This is a genomic window from Blautia sp. MSJ-9 (genome assembly GCF_018919065.1).
Taxonomy (GTDB): Bacteria; Bacillota; Clostridia; order Lachnospirales; family Lachnospiraceae; genus Blautia_A.
This window is the reverse complement of sequence record NZ_JAHLQG010000006.1, coordinates 1-16,246: the sequence shown is the minus strand read 5'-3', so window position 1 is coordinate 16,246 and position 16,246 is coordinate 1. Positions and strand designations below refer to the sequence as shown.

General features: G+C 38.1%; 11 protein-coding genes. 3 read left to right on the top strand and 8 right to left on the bottom strand.

Going from position 1 to position 16,246, the window contains the following annotated elements:
- Nucleotides 1-9 precede the first annotated feature (9 nt).
- From KQI87_RS01130 to KQI87_RS01105, 6 genes are all read right to left on the bottom strand, one after another.
- Nucleotides 10-1,653 carry a serine/threonine protein kinase gene (locus KQI87_RS01130; RefSeq protein WP_216458545.1) on the bottom strand — a complete coding sequence of 548 codons (1,644 nt, stop codon included), beginning with the start codon at nt 1,651-1,653 and terminating at the stop codon, nt 10-12.
- Nucleotides 1,654-1,774: 121 nt separating this feature from the next.
- On the bottom strand, nt 1,775-4,387 hold the full coding sequence (locus tag KQI87_RS01125) for a serine/threonine-protein kinase (RefSeq protein WP_216458544.1): 2,613 nt from the start codon (nt 4,385-4,387) through the stop codon (nt 1,775-1,777).
- A gap of 109 nt (nt 4,388-4,496) precedes the next feature.
- Nucleotides 4,497-6,884 (bottom strand): serine/threonine-protein kinase, encoded by a 2,388-nt coding sequence (locus tag KQI87_RS01120; protein WP_256444781.1) that lies wholly within the window; start codon nt 6,882-6,884, stop codon nt 4,497-4,499.
- Nucleotides 6,885-6,951: 67 nt separating this feature from the next.
- Nucleotides 6,952-7,716 (bottom strand): hypothetical protein, encoded by a 765-nt coding sequence (locus KQI87_RS01115; RefSeq protein WP_216458542.1) that lies wholly within the window; start codon nt 7,714-7,716, stop codon nt 6,952-6,954.
- A 119-nt stretch (nt 7,717-7,835) separates the two neighbouring features.
- The gene (locus tag KQI87_RS01110) at nt 7,836-10,769 is read right to left on the bottom strand and encodes a protein kinase domain-containing protein (protein WP_216458541.1); all 2,934 of its coding nucleotides are present in this window, start codon (nt 10,767-10,769) and stop codon (nt 7,836-7,838) included.
- Nucleotides 10,770-10,981: 212 nt separating this feature from the next.
- A complete protein-coding gene (locus KQI87_RS01105) occupies nt 10,982-12,328 on the bottom strand; it encodes a hypothetical protein (protein WP_216458540.1) in 1,347 nt (448 codons plus the stop codon).
- Between the two features lie 238 nt (nt 12,329-12,566).
- On the opposite strand from KQI87_RS01105, the gene KQI87_RS01100 reads away from it, so the two are divergent.
- The 3 genes from KQI87_RS01100 (at nt 12,567) to KQI87_RS01090 (ending at nt 14,363) form a co-directional block, all read left to right on the top strand.
- Nucleotides 12,567-13,073, top strand: a complete 507-nt coding sequence (locus tag KQI87_RS01100) for an RNA polymerase sigma factor (protein WP_216458539.1) — start codon at nt 12,567-12,569, stop codon at nt 13,071-13,073.
- Nucleotides 13,074-13,571, top strand: a complete 498-nt coding sequence (locus KQI87_RS01095) for a hypothetical protein (protein ID WP_216458538.1) — start codon at nt 13,074-13,076, stop codon at nt 13,569-13,571.
- Between the two features lie 72 nt (nt 13,572-13,643).
- Complete coding sequence (locus KQI87_RS01090) at nt 13,644-14,363, top strand: hypothetical protein (RefSeq protein ID WP_253292312.1); 720 nt, start codon at nt 13,644-13,646, stop codon at nt 14,361-14,363.
- A 207-nt stretch (nt 14,364-14,570) separates the two neighbouring features.
- Here KQI87_RS01090 and KQI87_RS01085 read toward each other — a convergent pair whose 3' ends face one another.
- Both KQI87_RS01085 and KQI87_RS01080 read right to left on the bottom strand, forming a co-directional pair.
- Nucleotides 14,571-15,539 (bottom strand): biotin--[acetyl-CoA-carboxylase] ligase, encoded by a 969-nt coding sequence (locus tag KQI87_RS01085; protein ID WP_216458537.1) that lies wholly within the window; start codon nt 15,537-15,539, stop codon nt 14,571-14,573.
- A 201-nt stretch (nt 15,540-15,740) separates the two neighbouring features.
- Nucleotides 15,741-15,962 carry a hypothetical protein gene (locus KQI87_RS01080; RefSeq protein ID WP_216458536.1) on the bottom strand — a complete coding sequence of 74 codons (222 nt, stop codon included), beginning with the start codon at nt 15,960-15,962 and terminating at the stop codon, nt 15,741-15,743.
- Nucleotides 15,963-16,246: the final 284 nt, after the last annotated feature.

Below are 16,246 nucleotides of genomic sequence, written 5' to 3'. Positions count from 1 at the left end.
TTCCTCCTATCAACCACCAAAAACGGATTCATTATTGTCTGAAGAAGGTGATAATATACCACTTCCTTCCACAATTGGTATTGGGTTTGGATTGTCTTCGTCTTCTGATGCAGCATCACCATGATCATCTGGTAATGGAACTGGAGTTGGTGTTGGTGTAGATATTTGTGCGTGGTCAATATTGAAGTTCACCTGTTTGGTATCTTGTTTTTCAGTATTCTCCCATTCACTTCCGTTATACATCTGCTGAATAAATGTAACTGTCAGGGTATAAGTTCCTGCTTTTGTAATGCTAAATGACGCCGTATAAGGTGCAGTGTTCCAGCTACTTGTACTTACTACCTTCCAATTATATGGTATATAACGGACATCACCTTTTCCTGGATTTTCATTATCCATACCTGCTCCAACTGCTGTAAATGTTATTTTAGACTGTGTGGTATATCCACCTAAACTGATTCCTGTAATTTTATTATCTACAGAATCTTCATAATTTTCCTCAACATAATATTTCTCCGGACTTTTATAAGATAACTTTATTCCTACTGCTACTAAAACCACACCAAACAAAAAAACTGTCAATTTTTTATGATTTTTAGATTTTGGGGTTACCTCCAATTCTGATTTCTGCTCTATCTTCGGTTCTACTTTCTTTGAAGAAAAATATTTCTGAAGTTCTCCCATACTCTTAATTCTATCATCTTTAAGAATAGCAAGCCCCTTTTTCATTCCTTCTTTCGCGTTTTCTGGCATAGAGAGTTTATTTATTATATTCTGAACCGCATCTTCCTGCTCTTTGTCAAGACGATCCATCGGTGTAGGTAATATTTTCCCCGACATCAGGTAATATATGGTTGCTGTCATTGCATAAACATCTGTCCATGGACCGATTCCTCCATGTGTCCTGTACTGTTCCATAGGACTAAACCCATGTTTCAATACCATCTGTGTGGAGGCAGGAACTTGTTCATTTGCTTTTCCTTGTGTTCCATTTCCTCTATACAAATCCTTTGCTGCTCCAAGATCCAGTAAACGCATCTGTCCATTTGCTTCAATCATAATATTATCCGGACTGATATCTCTGTGAATAATTCCTTTTTCATGAATCCTTGACAAATCTTCCATAATTGGAAGTAAATATGTACAAACTTTCTCATAAGAAAGTGTTCCAGTTTTCATCACCAGATTCTTTAGCGTTTCTCCTTCGACATAATCCATAACCAGATATGCCGTCTCATTTGCCACAAGCACATCTCTTACCCTTACCAGAGTAGGCAACGTATCAATCTTTGCCATGTTACGTGCCTCTTTTATCAAACTATCCCGACTTTTTATTACATTCTGGACATCGGTTCTGGTACTATACCAATTAAGTTTTGCAGATTGTCTGGCATCTCTTCCTACAAATCCTTCCGGATAATATTCTTTGATTGCGACCTTAATGTCCAACGACATATCATAACCAATATAGGTAATTCCAAATCCGCCTTTACCTAACACCTTTCCAACAACATATCTTCCATGCAAGATTGTTCCTGGTCTTAAGGCAAACTCTGCTTCGTCATATTTCTTAATATCAAACCCACAATATGTACAAATCTCATCAGGCTTTTCCAATTTTTTCATACACCCAAAACATCTGTCGAATATCATTACCTCTGCCTCCTTTGTAACAACTGTATTTTTGATAAATCTATATATTTTTTATACATATTTTCTTTAGACAGAATTCTATACTATATCCCACCCCATTTTTCATGTTATTTCCATAGCACTATTCTAGAACTAATTTACCTTTCTGTGATTTGGAGTCCGATGTATTACTATCAGAGTCTAATTTTGACTGCACACGCTGAATAAGTTCTTTTGCATCATATCCTTGTTCCTCTGCCTTTTTATACCACTCTAACGCTTTTTTCAAATCCATTTGCTGACCACACTCACCAAATTCATAATTGTATCCTATATTAACCATCGCAGCACTCTCTCCCTCATCTGCTGCCTGTTCATAAAGTTCCAACGCTTTTTCGTTATCCTTGGGCACACCTTCTCCATGCTCATACATATACGCAAGATTATTCATCGCAGAGACACTTCCATTTTCAACTGCCTCTTCATAAAGTTCCAACGCTTTTTCGTTATCCTTTGACACACCTTCTCCATGCTCATACATATACGCAAGATAATTCATCGCAGCGGCATCCCCATTTTCAATTGCTTTTTCATACCACTTTACTGCTTCTGCATTATCTATCTCTTGTCCTAATAAACCTTGCCAATAGATTGTTCCCATTGTAGTCATTGCTACACCAAGTCCACAATCTGCTGCCTGTTTATAAAGTTCCAGTGCTTTTTCATAATCCTGTGATACACCTACTCCGCATTCATACATATATGCAAGATTATTCATTGCGGATATGTCTCCCTCTTCAACTGCCTTTTCATACCAACTTGCTGCTTCCTCATCATCTTCTTTTGTTTCATTGTTGCTCATAATTTTTCCTAAAAAATAGCATGCATCCATTACGGAGTTATCTTCTGCATCCGTATCTTCTGCTACAAGCTTATAATACTTGATTGCTTCTGTCTCATTCTTTGCATATCCATTCTCTCCAGTTCTATAATTATTTGCCATTTCATATATCGCTTTCAATACACGCTGAACACTTTCTTTTGAACCATCAACATTGTTTTCTTCTGCTTTTTTGTACCAGTTTAATGCTTTTACATAATCTATTTCCTGAACATAATCATTAAATTTGCCAGATTCATAAAGCATCCCCAGAAAAGAAGGCGTTGTTATTGCCCAATCTTCTCCACTATTTGCCACTTCTTCTAAAAGTTCTACTGCCTTTTTCTGGTCTTGTAATACACCCGTTCCCTCGCTATACATAATTGAAAGATAATCCTTTGAAAGCATATCTCCTTTTTCGCTCGCTTTCTCAAACCAGATTGCTGCTTCCTCATTGTCTTCCTCTGTTTCATTCTTAAGCATAATATATCCCAAATAATAGCAGGAATTTTTTTTAAGATCTTCTGAATTTGCATTTTCTGCTACTAATTTATAATACTTAACAGCTTCTTCCTCATTTTTTTCATATCCATTCTCTCCAGACAAATAATTATACGCTGCGTCATACATAGTCTGTGTTGTCTTTTTCACACCATCCTCATCTTTTTCCTGACGATAGGTTTCTAAAGCTTGCTCATAATTTCCTTCCTCATAATATTTCTCCGCACTTTTATGAGATAACTTTATTCCTGTGAAAGCCACGCCAGCTATTACAATTATGCCTACTAATAGGAAAACAGGCGATTTTTTTAACTTTTTAGATTTTAATTCTACTTTTAATTCTGATTTCTGCTCTATCTTCGGTTCTACTTTCTTTAACGAAAAATATTTCTGAAGTTCTTCCATACTCTTAATTCTATCATCTTTAAGAATAGCAAGCCCCTTTTGCATTCCTTCTTTCGCGTTTTCTGGCATAGAGAGTTTATTTATTATATTCTGAACCGCATCTTCCTGCTCTTTGTCAAGACGATCCATCGGTGTAGGTAATATTTTCCCTGACATCAGGTAATATATGGTTGCTGTCATTGCATAAACATCTGTCCATGGACCGATTCCTCCGTGTATCCTGTACTGTTCCATAGGGCTAAATCCATGTTTCAATACCATCTGTGTGGAGGCAGGAACTTGTTCATTTGCTTTTCCTTGTATTCCATCCACTCTATACAAATCCTTTGCTGCTCCAAGATCCAGTAAACGCATCTGTTCATTTGCTTCAATCATAATATTATCCGGACTGATATCTCTGTGAATGATTCCTTTTTCATGAATTTTTGACAGATCTTCCATGATTGGAAGTAAATATGTACAAACCTTTTCATAGGAAAGTGTTCCAGTTTTCATTACCAGATTCTTTAATGTCTCTCCTTCGACATAATCCATGACCAGATATGCCGTCTCATTTGCTACAAGCACATCCCTTACCCTTACCAGAGTAGGCAACGTATCAATCTTTGCCATATTACGGGCCTCTTTTATCAAACTATCCCGACTTTTTATTACATTCTGGACACCAGTTCTTGTATTATACCAATTAAGTTTTGCAGATTGTCTGGCATCTCTTCCTACAAATCCTTCTGGATAGTATTCTTTGATTGCCACCCTAATATCCAACGACATATCATAACCAATATAGGTAATTCCAAATCCACCTTTACCCAACACTTTTCCAACGACATATCTTCCCTGTAGGATTGTTCCTGGTCTTAACGCAAACCTCTCTTCATCATCTTGGTTAATGTCAAACCCACAATGCGGACAAATTTCATCTGGTCTTTCCAATTTTTGCATACATCCAAAACATCTGTCGAAAGTCATTACCTCCGCCTCCCTCTGTAGCAACTGTATTTTTAATTAATCTACATATTTTCTTTAGACAGAATTTTATACTATATCCACCCACATTTTTCGTGTTATTTCCATAGCACTATTCCAGAACTAATTTACTTTTCTGTGATTCGGAGTCCGATGTATTACTACCGGATTCCAACTCCGATTGTAGGTACTGAATATGTTCTTCTGCGTTGTCATAACCGTTTTCTTGCGCCTTTTTGTACCACTTTAATGCTTTTTTTAAATCTTTTTGCTGACCACATAGACCCCATTCATAAATCCATCCTATATTAGCCATTGCAGTACTAACTCCATCATTTGCTGCCTGCTTATAAAGCTCCATAGCTTTTTTATAATCTCTATCCACACCCTCTCCATACATATACATATAGGCAAGATCATTCTTTGCAACAGCATTTCCCTTTTCAATTGCCTGCTCATAAAGTTTCATAGCTTTTTTATAATCCTGTGATACACCTCTTCCATCTTTATACATATCTGCAAGATTATTCATTGCATCAGTATCTCCCTTCTCAATTGCCCTCTCATACCACCTTGCAGCCTCTGCATCATCTTCTTCTGTTTCATTGTTAGCCATAATATATCCCAAATAATAGCATGAAAGACTTTGCAGTTCCTCCTCTGCACTCTCATCTTCCGCTACAAGTTTATAATATTTGATGGCTTCTTCCTCATTCTTTTCACATCCATTAGTTCCTTTTCGATAATCCTTTGCCGTATCATACATTTTCTGTAATACATACTCAATATCATCTTTCGCATCCTCAAAATTATTTTCTTCTGCTATTTTAAACCAATTTAGCGATTTCCTAAGATCTACTTCCTGATTGCATTCACCATATCCATAAATTCTCCCCATATTGTACATTGCTGTACTATTTCCACTATTTGCTGACTGTTCTAAAAGTTCTATTATTTTTTTATTATCCTGTGGAACTTCTTTTCCATTTTTATACATATATATAAGATTATTTGCCGCATCAAAATATCCTTTTTTGATTGCTTTTTCAAACCACGTTGCGGCCTCTGTATCATCTTCTTCTATTTCATTTTTAGCCATAATTTCTCCCAAGAAATTACATGCATATCCTCCAAGACTTTCTGCATTTTCATCTTCTGCTACAAGTTTATAATATTTGATAGCCTCTTCTTCATTTTTTTCATATCCACTTATTCCAGATTTATAGCATCCAGCTATTTTATAAATCATTTTCAATGTTTTTTTCACGCCATCTATATTTTTTTCCTGCCGATAAGCATTCAAAGCTTGCTCATATTTTCCCTTACTATAGTATTTATCTGCCCTTTTATGAAACAACATGGTTCCAAATAGAGTCATACTTCCTACCAAAATTGCACCTAACAAAAAAAACGACCATTTCTTTAACTTTTTTAAATTTAATTTTGTTTTATCTTTATATTTTTGTTCAGATTTTAGTATTAATTTAGAATTTGATTCAATTTGGGGAATTACTTCTAATTTCGGTTTTAGCTCCACTTTTTCTGGACACAAATACTTTTTGAGGTCACTCATACTACTGATTCTGTCTTCTTTAAGAATAGCAAGTCCTTTTTTCATTCCTTCTCTTGCTTTTTCTGGCATAGACAGTCTGTTTATCATTCCCCGAACTTTTTCTTCCTGCTCTTTATCCAGACGATCCATAGGTGTAGGAAGTACTGTTCCCGACATCAGATAGTAAATAGTTGCCGTCATTGCATAAACATCTGTCCATGGTCCAATTTCTCCATGTGTTCTGTACTGTTCCATAGGGCTGAAGCCATGTTTCAGCACCATCTGTGTGGAAGCTGGAACTTCTCCATTCTCATTCACTTTATACAAATCTTTTGCTGCTCCAAGATCCAAAAGTCGCATTCTTCCATTTGCTTCAATCATGATATTATCTGGACTGATGTCCCTATGAATGATTCCTTTTTCATGAATCTTTGACAAATCTTCCATGATTGGAAATAAATATGTACACACTTCCTCATAAGAAAGTGTTCCTCTGTTTATCACCAGATTCTTTAATGTCTCGCCCTCAACATAATCCATAACCAGATATGCCGTCTCATTTGCCACAAGTACATCCCTTACTCTTACCAGAGTAGGCAGCGTATCAATCTTTGCCATATTACGGGCTTCTTTTATCACGCTCTCCCTGCTTTTTATAGCGCTCTGGACACCAGTTCTGGTGCTATACCAGCTAAGTTTTGCAGACTGTCTGGCATCTCTTCCTACAAATCCTTCTGGATAATACTCTTTAATTGCCACTTTGATATCCAGGGACATATCATATCCAATATAAGTGATACCAAATCCACCTTTTCCCAGAACTTTCCCAATAACATATCTTCCATGCAAAATCGTACCCGGTCTTAACGCAAATTCTGCTTCATTATATTGTGCAATATCAAACCCACAATGCGGACAAACTTCATCTGGTTCTTTCAGCTTTTGCATACACCCAAAACACCTGTCGAAAGTCATGCCATTCTCCTCCTTTGTAATGACTATGTTTTTTCTGCCTTTATTCTCCCAGCTGTCTTCCCAGTTCCTGCTCAATCTCCAGTTTTCTTTCCCGTGCTTCTCCCGTATGTTTTGCAAGAACTTCTATGTAATCTTCAAGGTCATCCATGTACCGCATAGCCTTACGCTCAACAACATCTCTGTCATTTTCCCATACAAAATCTTCTGAGATACAGGACTTTATCTCAGGTGTAACTTCTTTCTGTACATAGTCAGTCATTTCTTCATCCCATTCTGCAAACCAGTAGTTAAAGTTTGTATAATAATTGACGCCTTTCATATAATCCTGAATATCTTTGTACTCTTCATATGCCACTGTAAGCCTGTCATAGTCATCCTCTGAGTCTTCCGCATACTCCAGATACTCTGTCAATTCTTCAATATCGGATATTGTATCTGTAAACTCATCTTCCTGACTTCTTCCAAATGCTTCAAATTCTTCTGGAAGTATTCCGTATTCTTCCAGAAGATCTGACAATTTATCATCCAGTGTATACTCTTCCAGACTGTCTTTTTTCTCTTTAAGTGTATCTGTAATGTTTTTTACGGTTTCTACAGTATCTGAATGATCTGTTTTCTCATCAAGATAATCACCTACTGCAGCAAGCACACAATCATACTGATAACTTACATCATCCATGGTTAGAAATATCTTTTTATATTCTTCTACTATGCTCTGATAGCCTTCTTCTGCAGATACCGGGCAGACTCCTGCCAGGCTTCCTGCCATTAAACACAATGTAACTATATATATTTTCTTTTTCATTATGCTCCTCCTTTTTTCATATCATATCTTAGGTATCCCTTACTGTGATTTTCCTCTGACAAGTCTTATAAAATAGTTTTTCATCACGTTCTGTTTTTTCTCTCTTACTTATATTTTTCTTATTTCACACCTTCTATATTATAGTTCCAGCTCAGCATCTCAGCTTTTGCCGCCCGCAGTTTCTTATCAGCACTTTCCATACCGCGTCTGATGCTTTCAATATCCTGATTTCCAATCTGCACAGTCTTAAAATAATTGCGAAAAACCCTGGAATACTGGTTGGCATCCAGAATTTCTGCTGCCTGTTCAGGAAGTAAAAAATTTGATACATAATCCAGTTCATAAAAAATAAATTCCGTATATGCATTCAGATATCCTTCATAGACCTCTACAAGTGCTTTTCTGTCTTCATATTCCCTGTAAACACTGTCTTGACTGCACATTTTTTCCTTCAAATCCACCAACGCCGATTCCATAAAATCTGACATATCTACAGGCGCATCACATAAATCTACGTATTCTGTTATTGGAAAATCTGAAATCTCGATCAGACCATCTCTCACTTCTGGTTTCAGTTCTGAGTAATTATCCAGGTCTTTTGAAAGGGCAATATCTATCCTGTTTTCCATTTCCTCAACTGCCGTTGAATCCTGATTTAATACCCCTTCAATCTCGTCCATCTCCAGAACGCTTTTCTGATCGCTGACAAATCCGCTGAAAATTCCTAAATTCATTTGCATACATGCAGCCGCACGTTTCAGAATCCGCTGTTCCTCTTCGGAAGGTCCCTTATCATCAGAAATAATTCCTGTTTTATGTAAAATGCAGATAACAGACAGGCTCAGGATTACGCAGGCACCAGTTATTGCCGTTCCTTTTAAAATCGTGCCACGTCTCTGCCTTTTTCTGTATACCGTTCTGTTATGCTCGGAAGCCTCTGTCAGATATTTAATAAAATTATCATGAACCAGTCCATAATATCCGTTTCCTGTCTTCACCAGCAACCCAAGCTCTCCTGTAAGATGTTCCTCTATTGCAAAATCAAACCATTCCGATGCATCTGCAATTCTGTCCAGCATGATTCTGGACTTTCCAAGATATTCCGGAAAAGTTTTGCAAAATTCTTTCTTATATAGATTAGAATAATTCTTTTGGGCTATTTTATATACTTCATCTACCGACAGTAATGTTTTATTTTTCTTCTTCATTTCCCCGGCAATGTCCGGCAGCATATGATTAAGAATATACTTACTGCATAACTGTATTCCAGGTTTCCCGGAATGTACCCGCAATTGATACTTCAACAACTGTCCCAGATAAAGCTGGATCAGTTGTTCCGGACTGCTGATACTCATAATTTCTTCCTGTGTCTCAGAAGAATCCTTTCTGAGACCGCAGACTTTTGCATAAAGCTCTAACATCATAGGATTTCCCAGAAGATTTTGCATTCTTTTATCTGCCGGATAAGGAATTTGCATTTTTTCGGTTTCCTGCCGAACCTTCTCCTGATCCAGTGGAAGCAATTCTACACTTTGAAATCCCTGAAGTCCGTACGTCAGAACTTCATCTGATCTCTCTGTAACCAGAACACTGACTCCCTCTTTTGCACTTAATTCTTCAATTTCTCTTAAAAGTTTCTCTCTGTCTGTCCCGGTCTCATTTAATCCATCCAGAAGAAAAATAATATTTACATTTCCCCGGCGTTTTCCGTTAAAAAACTGTTCCAGTTCGTGAAGAGATTCGCCTGTTCCTATACTCTCCGTAGAAAAACAAAGATGTTTTAACAGATGTTTTCTGATAAATGCCGTTTCATTTGCTGTGTACTGATATTCTTTTAATGGAACAAACCAGACAACCGGCTCCGCTTCTCGGTATTGTCTTACATTGTTTTTCCATAATTCTTCCATGAATCTTGTTTTTCCCATACCACCGGAACCCTTTAAAAGGACTTTACTTCTGTCTTTAAGATCAGAATATAATTCATTTCCGGATATCTGCTTCATCATGTAAGAATTTTGAATATCCTGTAATATATAAGATGTATCACAATGCACTGTTTTTCTGTAAATATTTCTGCTGCTTTCCCAGATTGCACTGTGTGAAATGCCTTTTCCTTCAATTCTAAGTAAGAGTTCATCAAACTCTCTTCTCAGAGCCGCAACACTCTGGTATCTTTTTTCCGGAAGCATCTGTAAGCCTTTTATCACGATCTGTGCCGCCTTTAATACCGCACTGTTAGGTTCTCCCCGAAAAATACTCAGATTTGCCCGTAAGCTGCTTTTTAATCCGTTTCGTATAATTTCATTATCTGTCAGTTTATTTCCTGTAAGAATTCTGTAAAACACCGCACATACAGAATAAATATCTGTTGCATAGCTGATTTTTCCAGCATCACAAAGACGGATTTCCGGAGCTGAATAACCCTCTTTTTCACAAAAAGAAAAAACGCCGTTATGTTTATCCGATACACTCCATACACTGTTATAATCTATCAAAAATGCCTGTTCCGGCAAAAGAATAATATTGTCCGGACTGATATCCAGATGAAGCATTTCATTTTCATGAAAAATTTCCACTGCATCCAGAACTTTCTCCATGATCTTTGCCGCTTCGCGAAGAGACAGTGAATCCGTAGTTTCCAGAACATTTTCCAGATTCTGTCCTCCATGAACTGTCAAAACCGAATAATATGTCCCATATGCTTCATACGAATTTACATTTCCTGAAATCTGCGAAGGAAGAGTCTGTAATAACCGGAGATTAATCTCATTTCCCTGTTTAAAACGCATTTTGCAGTTTTGCATATATTCTTCTGCTTCTGAAACATAACTGATATTTCCGTTCTCATCTCTATATATGCCGCCTCTTGGATGATAAGGATAAAGTTCCTTGATCAACACCTCATGCTGCAGTTCTCTGTTCAGATTATCGTTATATATTGCATGATATACGACCGAATTTCCTCCGCATCCCTCTACATCCTTTATTGTATATGTACACCCTCCAAGAATCAGTTTATCTCCATTCTTTCTCAAACTGCGTATATTTCCCATGCAGGACACCTCCTCATATCTATGTTGACATTCTTAATGTCTCAAGTATATCTTTGTCCTGTTTCAGTATCCGCATTTCTTTTCCGCCCCTGGAGTCTTTCTGAACTAGATGTCTTCTGGCAACTGTTCTTCAGTCTGCTATTCTGTCAGTATATCAGCTTGTCGACGCACTAGAGTACAGAACAATTACTTTTTTAAAATGCGTTACGTTATTACTCAAACAGTAATTTTAATACCGATTTAAAACGTTCTCCCATATTGTCCTCTGCCCCGTCATAGCTTGCCTTCAGCGCATACAGTACAAAACAGTCAAACGCAGAGCCCGGGTCAAGCTGGTTCATGCCATATGCCTCAAGAAACAGATTCAGCTGTACAATCCTTCTCTCCATTCGATCATTTGCATCTTCCATTTCACCTAAATCATTGAGATATTCATCGTCGTCATCAAGATCTGAAAAAATATCATCTTCTTTTTCTCTGTTTATCAGATCTGATACTTCAAATTCTTCTGTCAGCAGAAATAGCAAAAGCAGTACCTTTCTGCTGACATCCATCTCCTTTGTTTTCATTTTCGAGATTGTGCTTTCACTCGGCCAGTTCTTTTTGATTACCCGCTGCAGATATGTATAATTTCGTTTTCCCTCACTGGTGTTTTTTCTGGATGTATTCTGCGGAACATACATACGCAAATACTCTTCTATAACTTCTTCAACGCTTTTTTTCTTCAGATCCTGCTTGATTTTCTCGACTTCTTTTTGTCTCTCTTCTTCCGTGTACTTTGTATTTTCTTTTAAATACTGCATCCAATAAGCCTCAAAGTCTGCTTCTGGATTCTGCAAAAGTTTTATCATTCTCATAAATTCATCATAAGCAGCCTCATGGATTTTTCCAAACACAGCGTTGTTTTCATCAAAAAACTGTTTCAAATCCTCTACTGTATGTACCTCATCCAGAAACTTCCGTTGAATCTGGCGGGTATAAACTTTTACTTCTTTATTCTCTTTTGATGATGAAGATGGTTTCCTGTTCTGAGCATACTGTTCCATAACTTCATTTTTCAGCTGAAGCGTTTCGCCATAACTCATTCTTTGCCTCAGGCCAAATGCATAAACCAGTTCTTCCGGGTTGCGATAATGAATTCCTGTATCCGAAATACTCGCCAAAAGCTGACTGGCCCGCCTTTCATCCAGTTCCAATGCAAAACACATCTGAAAGAGCTGTTCTCTGTGTGGTACATTCACTCCATTCATCCAGTTCCTAACATTCCGTGACATACTGTCATAAGAAATTTGCGCCATATCCGATAACTTGCCTGATAAAAAACGCTTTACATCTCCTTTATATTCCTGTTCTTCGCATTTTTCTCTCTTTTCTTTTTCATATTCTGTATAAAACTGCGCAATTGTATCTTTGAATGTGCGGCAAATAAAGCCATTTTCCATAAATTTTATCAATTCTTCGGGGGAAAGGGCCTCTGATTTGATCCCTGTCAGATTATTCGAAGAGATATACGTATACTCTCTTTCGCTGTCAAATTTTAAATTATTTTCCTTCGTCATACTTATTCTATCCTTCGTTTTGGGTATTATGTATATTTTTTATCTTTATTTTCGATTATATCCATCAATTTTCTTCAAACATATATTTAATAGTACATAATGCTCATTACAATGTCAATATTTAAAGGTTGATTCTATGTTTTTTCAGTTATTTTTATATATTGTTTCATATATTTTTTGAATCCATTCCCCTGTCTTCTGCGTTATAATTAAATGAACAGGGACAAAGGAGACAGTAATGATCACAGAAAAGCAATATCTGGAATATCTGATTACGCAATACCAGAACTTAATATACTCGATCTGCCTGAAGTCCGTCGGTAATCCATTTGATGCCGAGGATCTCACTCAGGAAGTATTTCTGTCTGCCTATAAGAACTTGTCCCGTTTTGATGGCACTTATGAGAAAGCCTGGCTAAGTAAGATTGCTGTCCGAAAATGTCTGGACTATTTGAAAGCCGCCGGGCGCCGCAGTATTCCTACTGAGGATACATACTTTTCTCAGCTTCCGGATCAGCAGTCTTCTCCTGAAGATGAATACATGCTTACAGACTCCGATGCCCGGGTAAGGGCATTATGTATGCAGCTGAAAAGTCCTTACAAAGAAGTTGCTTATGCTCATTTCTGTCAAGAACTGTCTGTATCCGAAATCGCACACCGTACAAACAAAAATCCGAAAACAATCCAGACCCAGCTCTACCGTGCAAGAGCTATGTTAAAAAAGATGCTTGAAAGGAGTGATTAGATGCATATTGATAAAAACGATTTAATAGAATTTGACAACAGTACTATGAACACTCAGGAAGTCATCGAGTTTCTATCGCATCTGGATCACTGCGATTCATGTCTCGATCAGATGATAGAACAGGAAAGCCACAGTTTGGCCACTGCTCCCTCCTATCTGACAGAGCAGATATTAAATAAAACTGATTCCGGCGAAATACAATTCGCAAGGGCTGCAGATAAAGCTTCGCGCAAGGTCCAGCTTTTGCGATACAGCCTGCAGACTGCTGCCGGTGTCGCGGCTGCACTGCTTCTTCTGTTCAGCATTCCGAGTGTAGATTTCTCAGAATTGAGATCAAATCATTATTCTACTCAGAGTGAACGTACCGTACCGGAACGCAGCGGCAACCAACTTTATGATTTTTCCAGAGGAGTGAACCAGAGCATCTGCGATGGTACCAGTTCTCTGGCTCAGTATATCAGTGATTTTTCCAGCAAAATAATGAATGGAGGCAAATAAAGTATGCAAAAACAAAAACGTGGATTCTGGCTTTTTATCTTTTCCTTAATCCCGGGCGCAGGAGAAATGTATATGGGATTTAAGAAGCAGGGACTCAGTATTATGCTGCTGTTCTGGGGTGTATTTGCTGTAGGCTCATTTACCGGAATGGACTGGCTTATCTTCCTGATCCCGATCATCTGGTTCTACAGCTTCTTTAATGTGCACAACCTGAAATCTCTCTCAGAGGAAGAATTCTATTCCATAGAAGACTCCTATGTCTTTCATATGGATGAACTGGCAGGAGATATCAGTTCTCTGGTCAGTCATCACAGGAAGCTGACTGCAATTCTGCTGATCATTCTCGGAGCTTCTATCCTGTGGAATAATATTGTAGATTTCTTCTACATGATCCTTCCAGGATATCTGGCCGATGTTCTTGGAACCTTCGCATATCATTTGCCACAGCTGGTAATTGCAGTATGTATTATTCTTGCAGGGATTTATATTCTTACCCGTAAGAAAGATGAACTGAATGATAAGCAGATAAACAGCCATAAGGAAGAAGAACATTACTGGACACCTTATCGCCCGTATCAGCAAAATATCAACGATATGCCTCATATGGACGTAAGCGCAAATACGCCTGCCACTCAGCAGCAGACAGAACCGCAGAATGCCGCACCTGTTGTTGATACTCTGTATTCGGAAATTACTTCCTCTGAACCAGAAGCAGAAAATAAAAATGTAGCTGAAAATCAGTCTGATTCTCTCAGTAATTCTGATTCCAGCTCAGACTCCCAGACTGCATGATAGTTACAGTCATAAAACAAAAAATCCGGTTCTCTTCAGATCAGATATCTATTTACCATTTACCTGATCCATTAAGACGAATGAATGCTTTCTTTTTACTGGACTAATTCGATTCAAACGGGAGTTCGCAATTGAAGCAGGGGACTTACTTAATTCGATTAAAAAATGCGACTCAGATATCCATCATATCTGAATCGCATTTTTCTTTTACACAGACACCGAAACTTCTCCAAAAGATAATATCGTCTCATGTCCGTTCTCTTCCCGTACTTTCAACCGTCCGTCGCTGCATATCTCTAATGCAAATGCCTTTCTGGAAGAGGTTCCATCTGTAATTGTAACCTGATGTCCCGGGATCATATTGTGCTCCACATAATCCGGGGACAGCTTCAAATCTTCGGTTTCTTTTCTCAGTTCGTTTACGATCATTGCCGCTAATCTGTTACGGTCTGTTTTTTCTGCATCCTCACGACTCTGATAAAGTGCTCCGGCAACATCTTTCAATGATTCGGGCAGCATCTTCGGTTCCAGATAAATGTTCAGTCCCATGCCCACTACTACAAACTCTATATTTCCACTCTCAAAGTCGGTGACAGCCTCTGTGAGAATTCCGCAGACTTTTTTTCCATTATAGAACAGGTCATTGACCCACTTGATATCCAGCTGAATCCCGCAAATCTGCTCAACAGCCCTGTACACTGCCACTGCTGCCGCTGTAGTGATCAGCAGACTGTCATGTATGGTTCCCTGAGGTTTCAGGATCACACTCATATAAAGCCCCGCATCCGCCGGTGAATAGAACTCCCGTCCGCGTCTGCCTCTGCCTGCAGTCTGACTTCTGGCAATTACAAATTCGCCGTGCCTTGCTTCCCCGATCATAGCCTCTTTCTTAGCTGTCTGATTCGTGGATTCCAGTTCATCATAAATATCGATCCTAACCTCCGGATCATCCAAGAATAACCGGATTGCCTCCTGAGACAACCGATTAGTATCTTTTGCAAGCATATATCCTTTATTCGGTCCTGCCTCAATATGATATCCTTCTTCCCGAAGTGCCTTCACTGCCTTCCACACTGCCGCTCTGGTACATCCCAGCTCACCGGCAATACTCTCACCTGAGAGCACTTCCCCTTTATTCTTCTCTAACATTTCCAAAAGACTTGATTTTACAGTCATCTTTACCCCTTTTATGATATGTTCCATATCCTGTTATGATATATTTTTAATCATACCATTTCTGACAACTTTTGTCTAATATTTAGGAAAAATCCAAGCTTTTGTTACTGTTCACTCCGCGCCCAGCAACACGCTTCGTGATGCACAGGCAAGTGAGTGGTATAGTTATTTTGAAAATGATGTATTAGTATTCCGACCTGATCAATTATCAGTCAGAATAGCGACTGCCCCTGAAAATACCACTATAAACCCAAAGATCAGGGCAATGATATCCGTGGAATGAAAATCAATATTAAAGATCATTCCCCCTGCGATCATCACCTCCAGAGTAACGATCACTCCCAGGATCACTGCCATTGTCTTTGAAAATTTGTGGTTCTTATTTCTTCTGATTCTCTGTGTGGTATTTGCTGTATTTGTCATTTCTTTCTCCTCCTTAAAATCTTCTCTGTTCGGCCGAAACCGAACATATATTCCGAACATATATTCGCTTTTGACTTATAATACCACACTCCATTCGAAAATGGAAGAGTTTTTTCGAACATTTGTTTTGTTTTTTTATAAATCAAAAGGACTGCCATGCTAATCGGTTAAATGTATTTTTAAATTCTACCTTGCAAGAGTAAATTCTATACCTGTAGAAATTACTTCTGCATGGATTTTTCCTTCTTCTTTTTATAAAATACTACTGCAGATGATCCCCTGCC

Bases quoted from the DNA above. Each gene is read 5' to 3' on its own strand.
- KQI87_RS01085 (WP_216458537.1), bottom strand. From the start codon at position 15,539: ATGACTGTAAAATCAAGTCTTTTGGAAATGTTAGAGAAGAATAAAGGG.
- KQI87_RS01110 (WP_216458541.1), bottom strand. From the start codon at position 10,769: ATGGGAAATATACGCAGTTTGAGAAAGAATGGAGATAAACTGATTCTT.
- KQI87_RS01125 (WP_216458544.1), bottom strand. From the start codon at position 4,387: ATGACTTTCGACAGATGTTTTGGATGTATGCAAAAATTGGAAAGACCA.
- KQI87_RS01080 (WP_216458536.1), bottom strand. From the start codon at position 15,962: ATGACAAATACAGCAAATACCACACAGAGAATCAGAAGAAATAAGAAC.
- KQI87_RS01100 (WP_216458539.1), top strand. From the start codon at position 12,567: ATGATCACAGAAAAGCAATATCTGGAATATCTGATTACGCAATACCAG.
- KQI87_RS01090 (WP_253292312.1), top strand. From the start codon at position 13,644: ATGGGATTTAAGAAGCAGGGACTCAGTATTATGCTGCTGTTCTGGGGT.
- KQI87_RS01130 (WP_216458545.1), bottom strand. From the start codon at position 1,653: ATGATATTCGACAGATGTTTTGGGTGTATGAAAAAATTGGAAAAGCCT.
- KQI87_RS01105 (WP_216458540.1), bottom strand. From the start codon at position 12,328: ATGACGAAGGAAAATAATTTAAAATTTGACAGCGAAAGAGAGTATACG.
- KQI87_RS01095 (WP_216458538.1), top strand. From the start codon at position 13,074: ATGCATATTGATAAAAACGATTTAATAGAATTTGACAACAGTACTATG.
- KQI87_RS01115 (WP_216458542.1), bottom strand. From the start codon at position 7,716: ATGAAAAAGAAAATATATATAGTTACATTGTGTTTAATGGCAGGAAGC.
- KQI87_RS01120 (WP_256444781.1), bottom strand. From the start codon at position 6,884: ATGCAAAAGCTGAAAGAACCAGATGAAGTTTGTCCGCATTGTGGGTTT.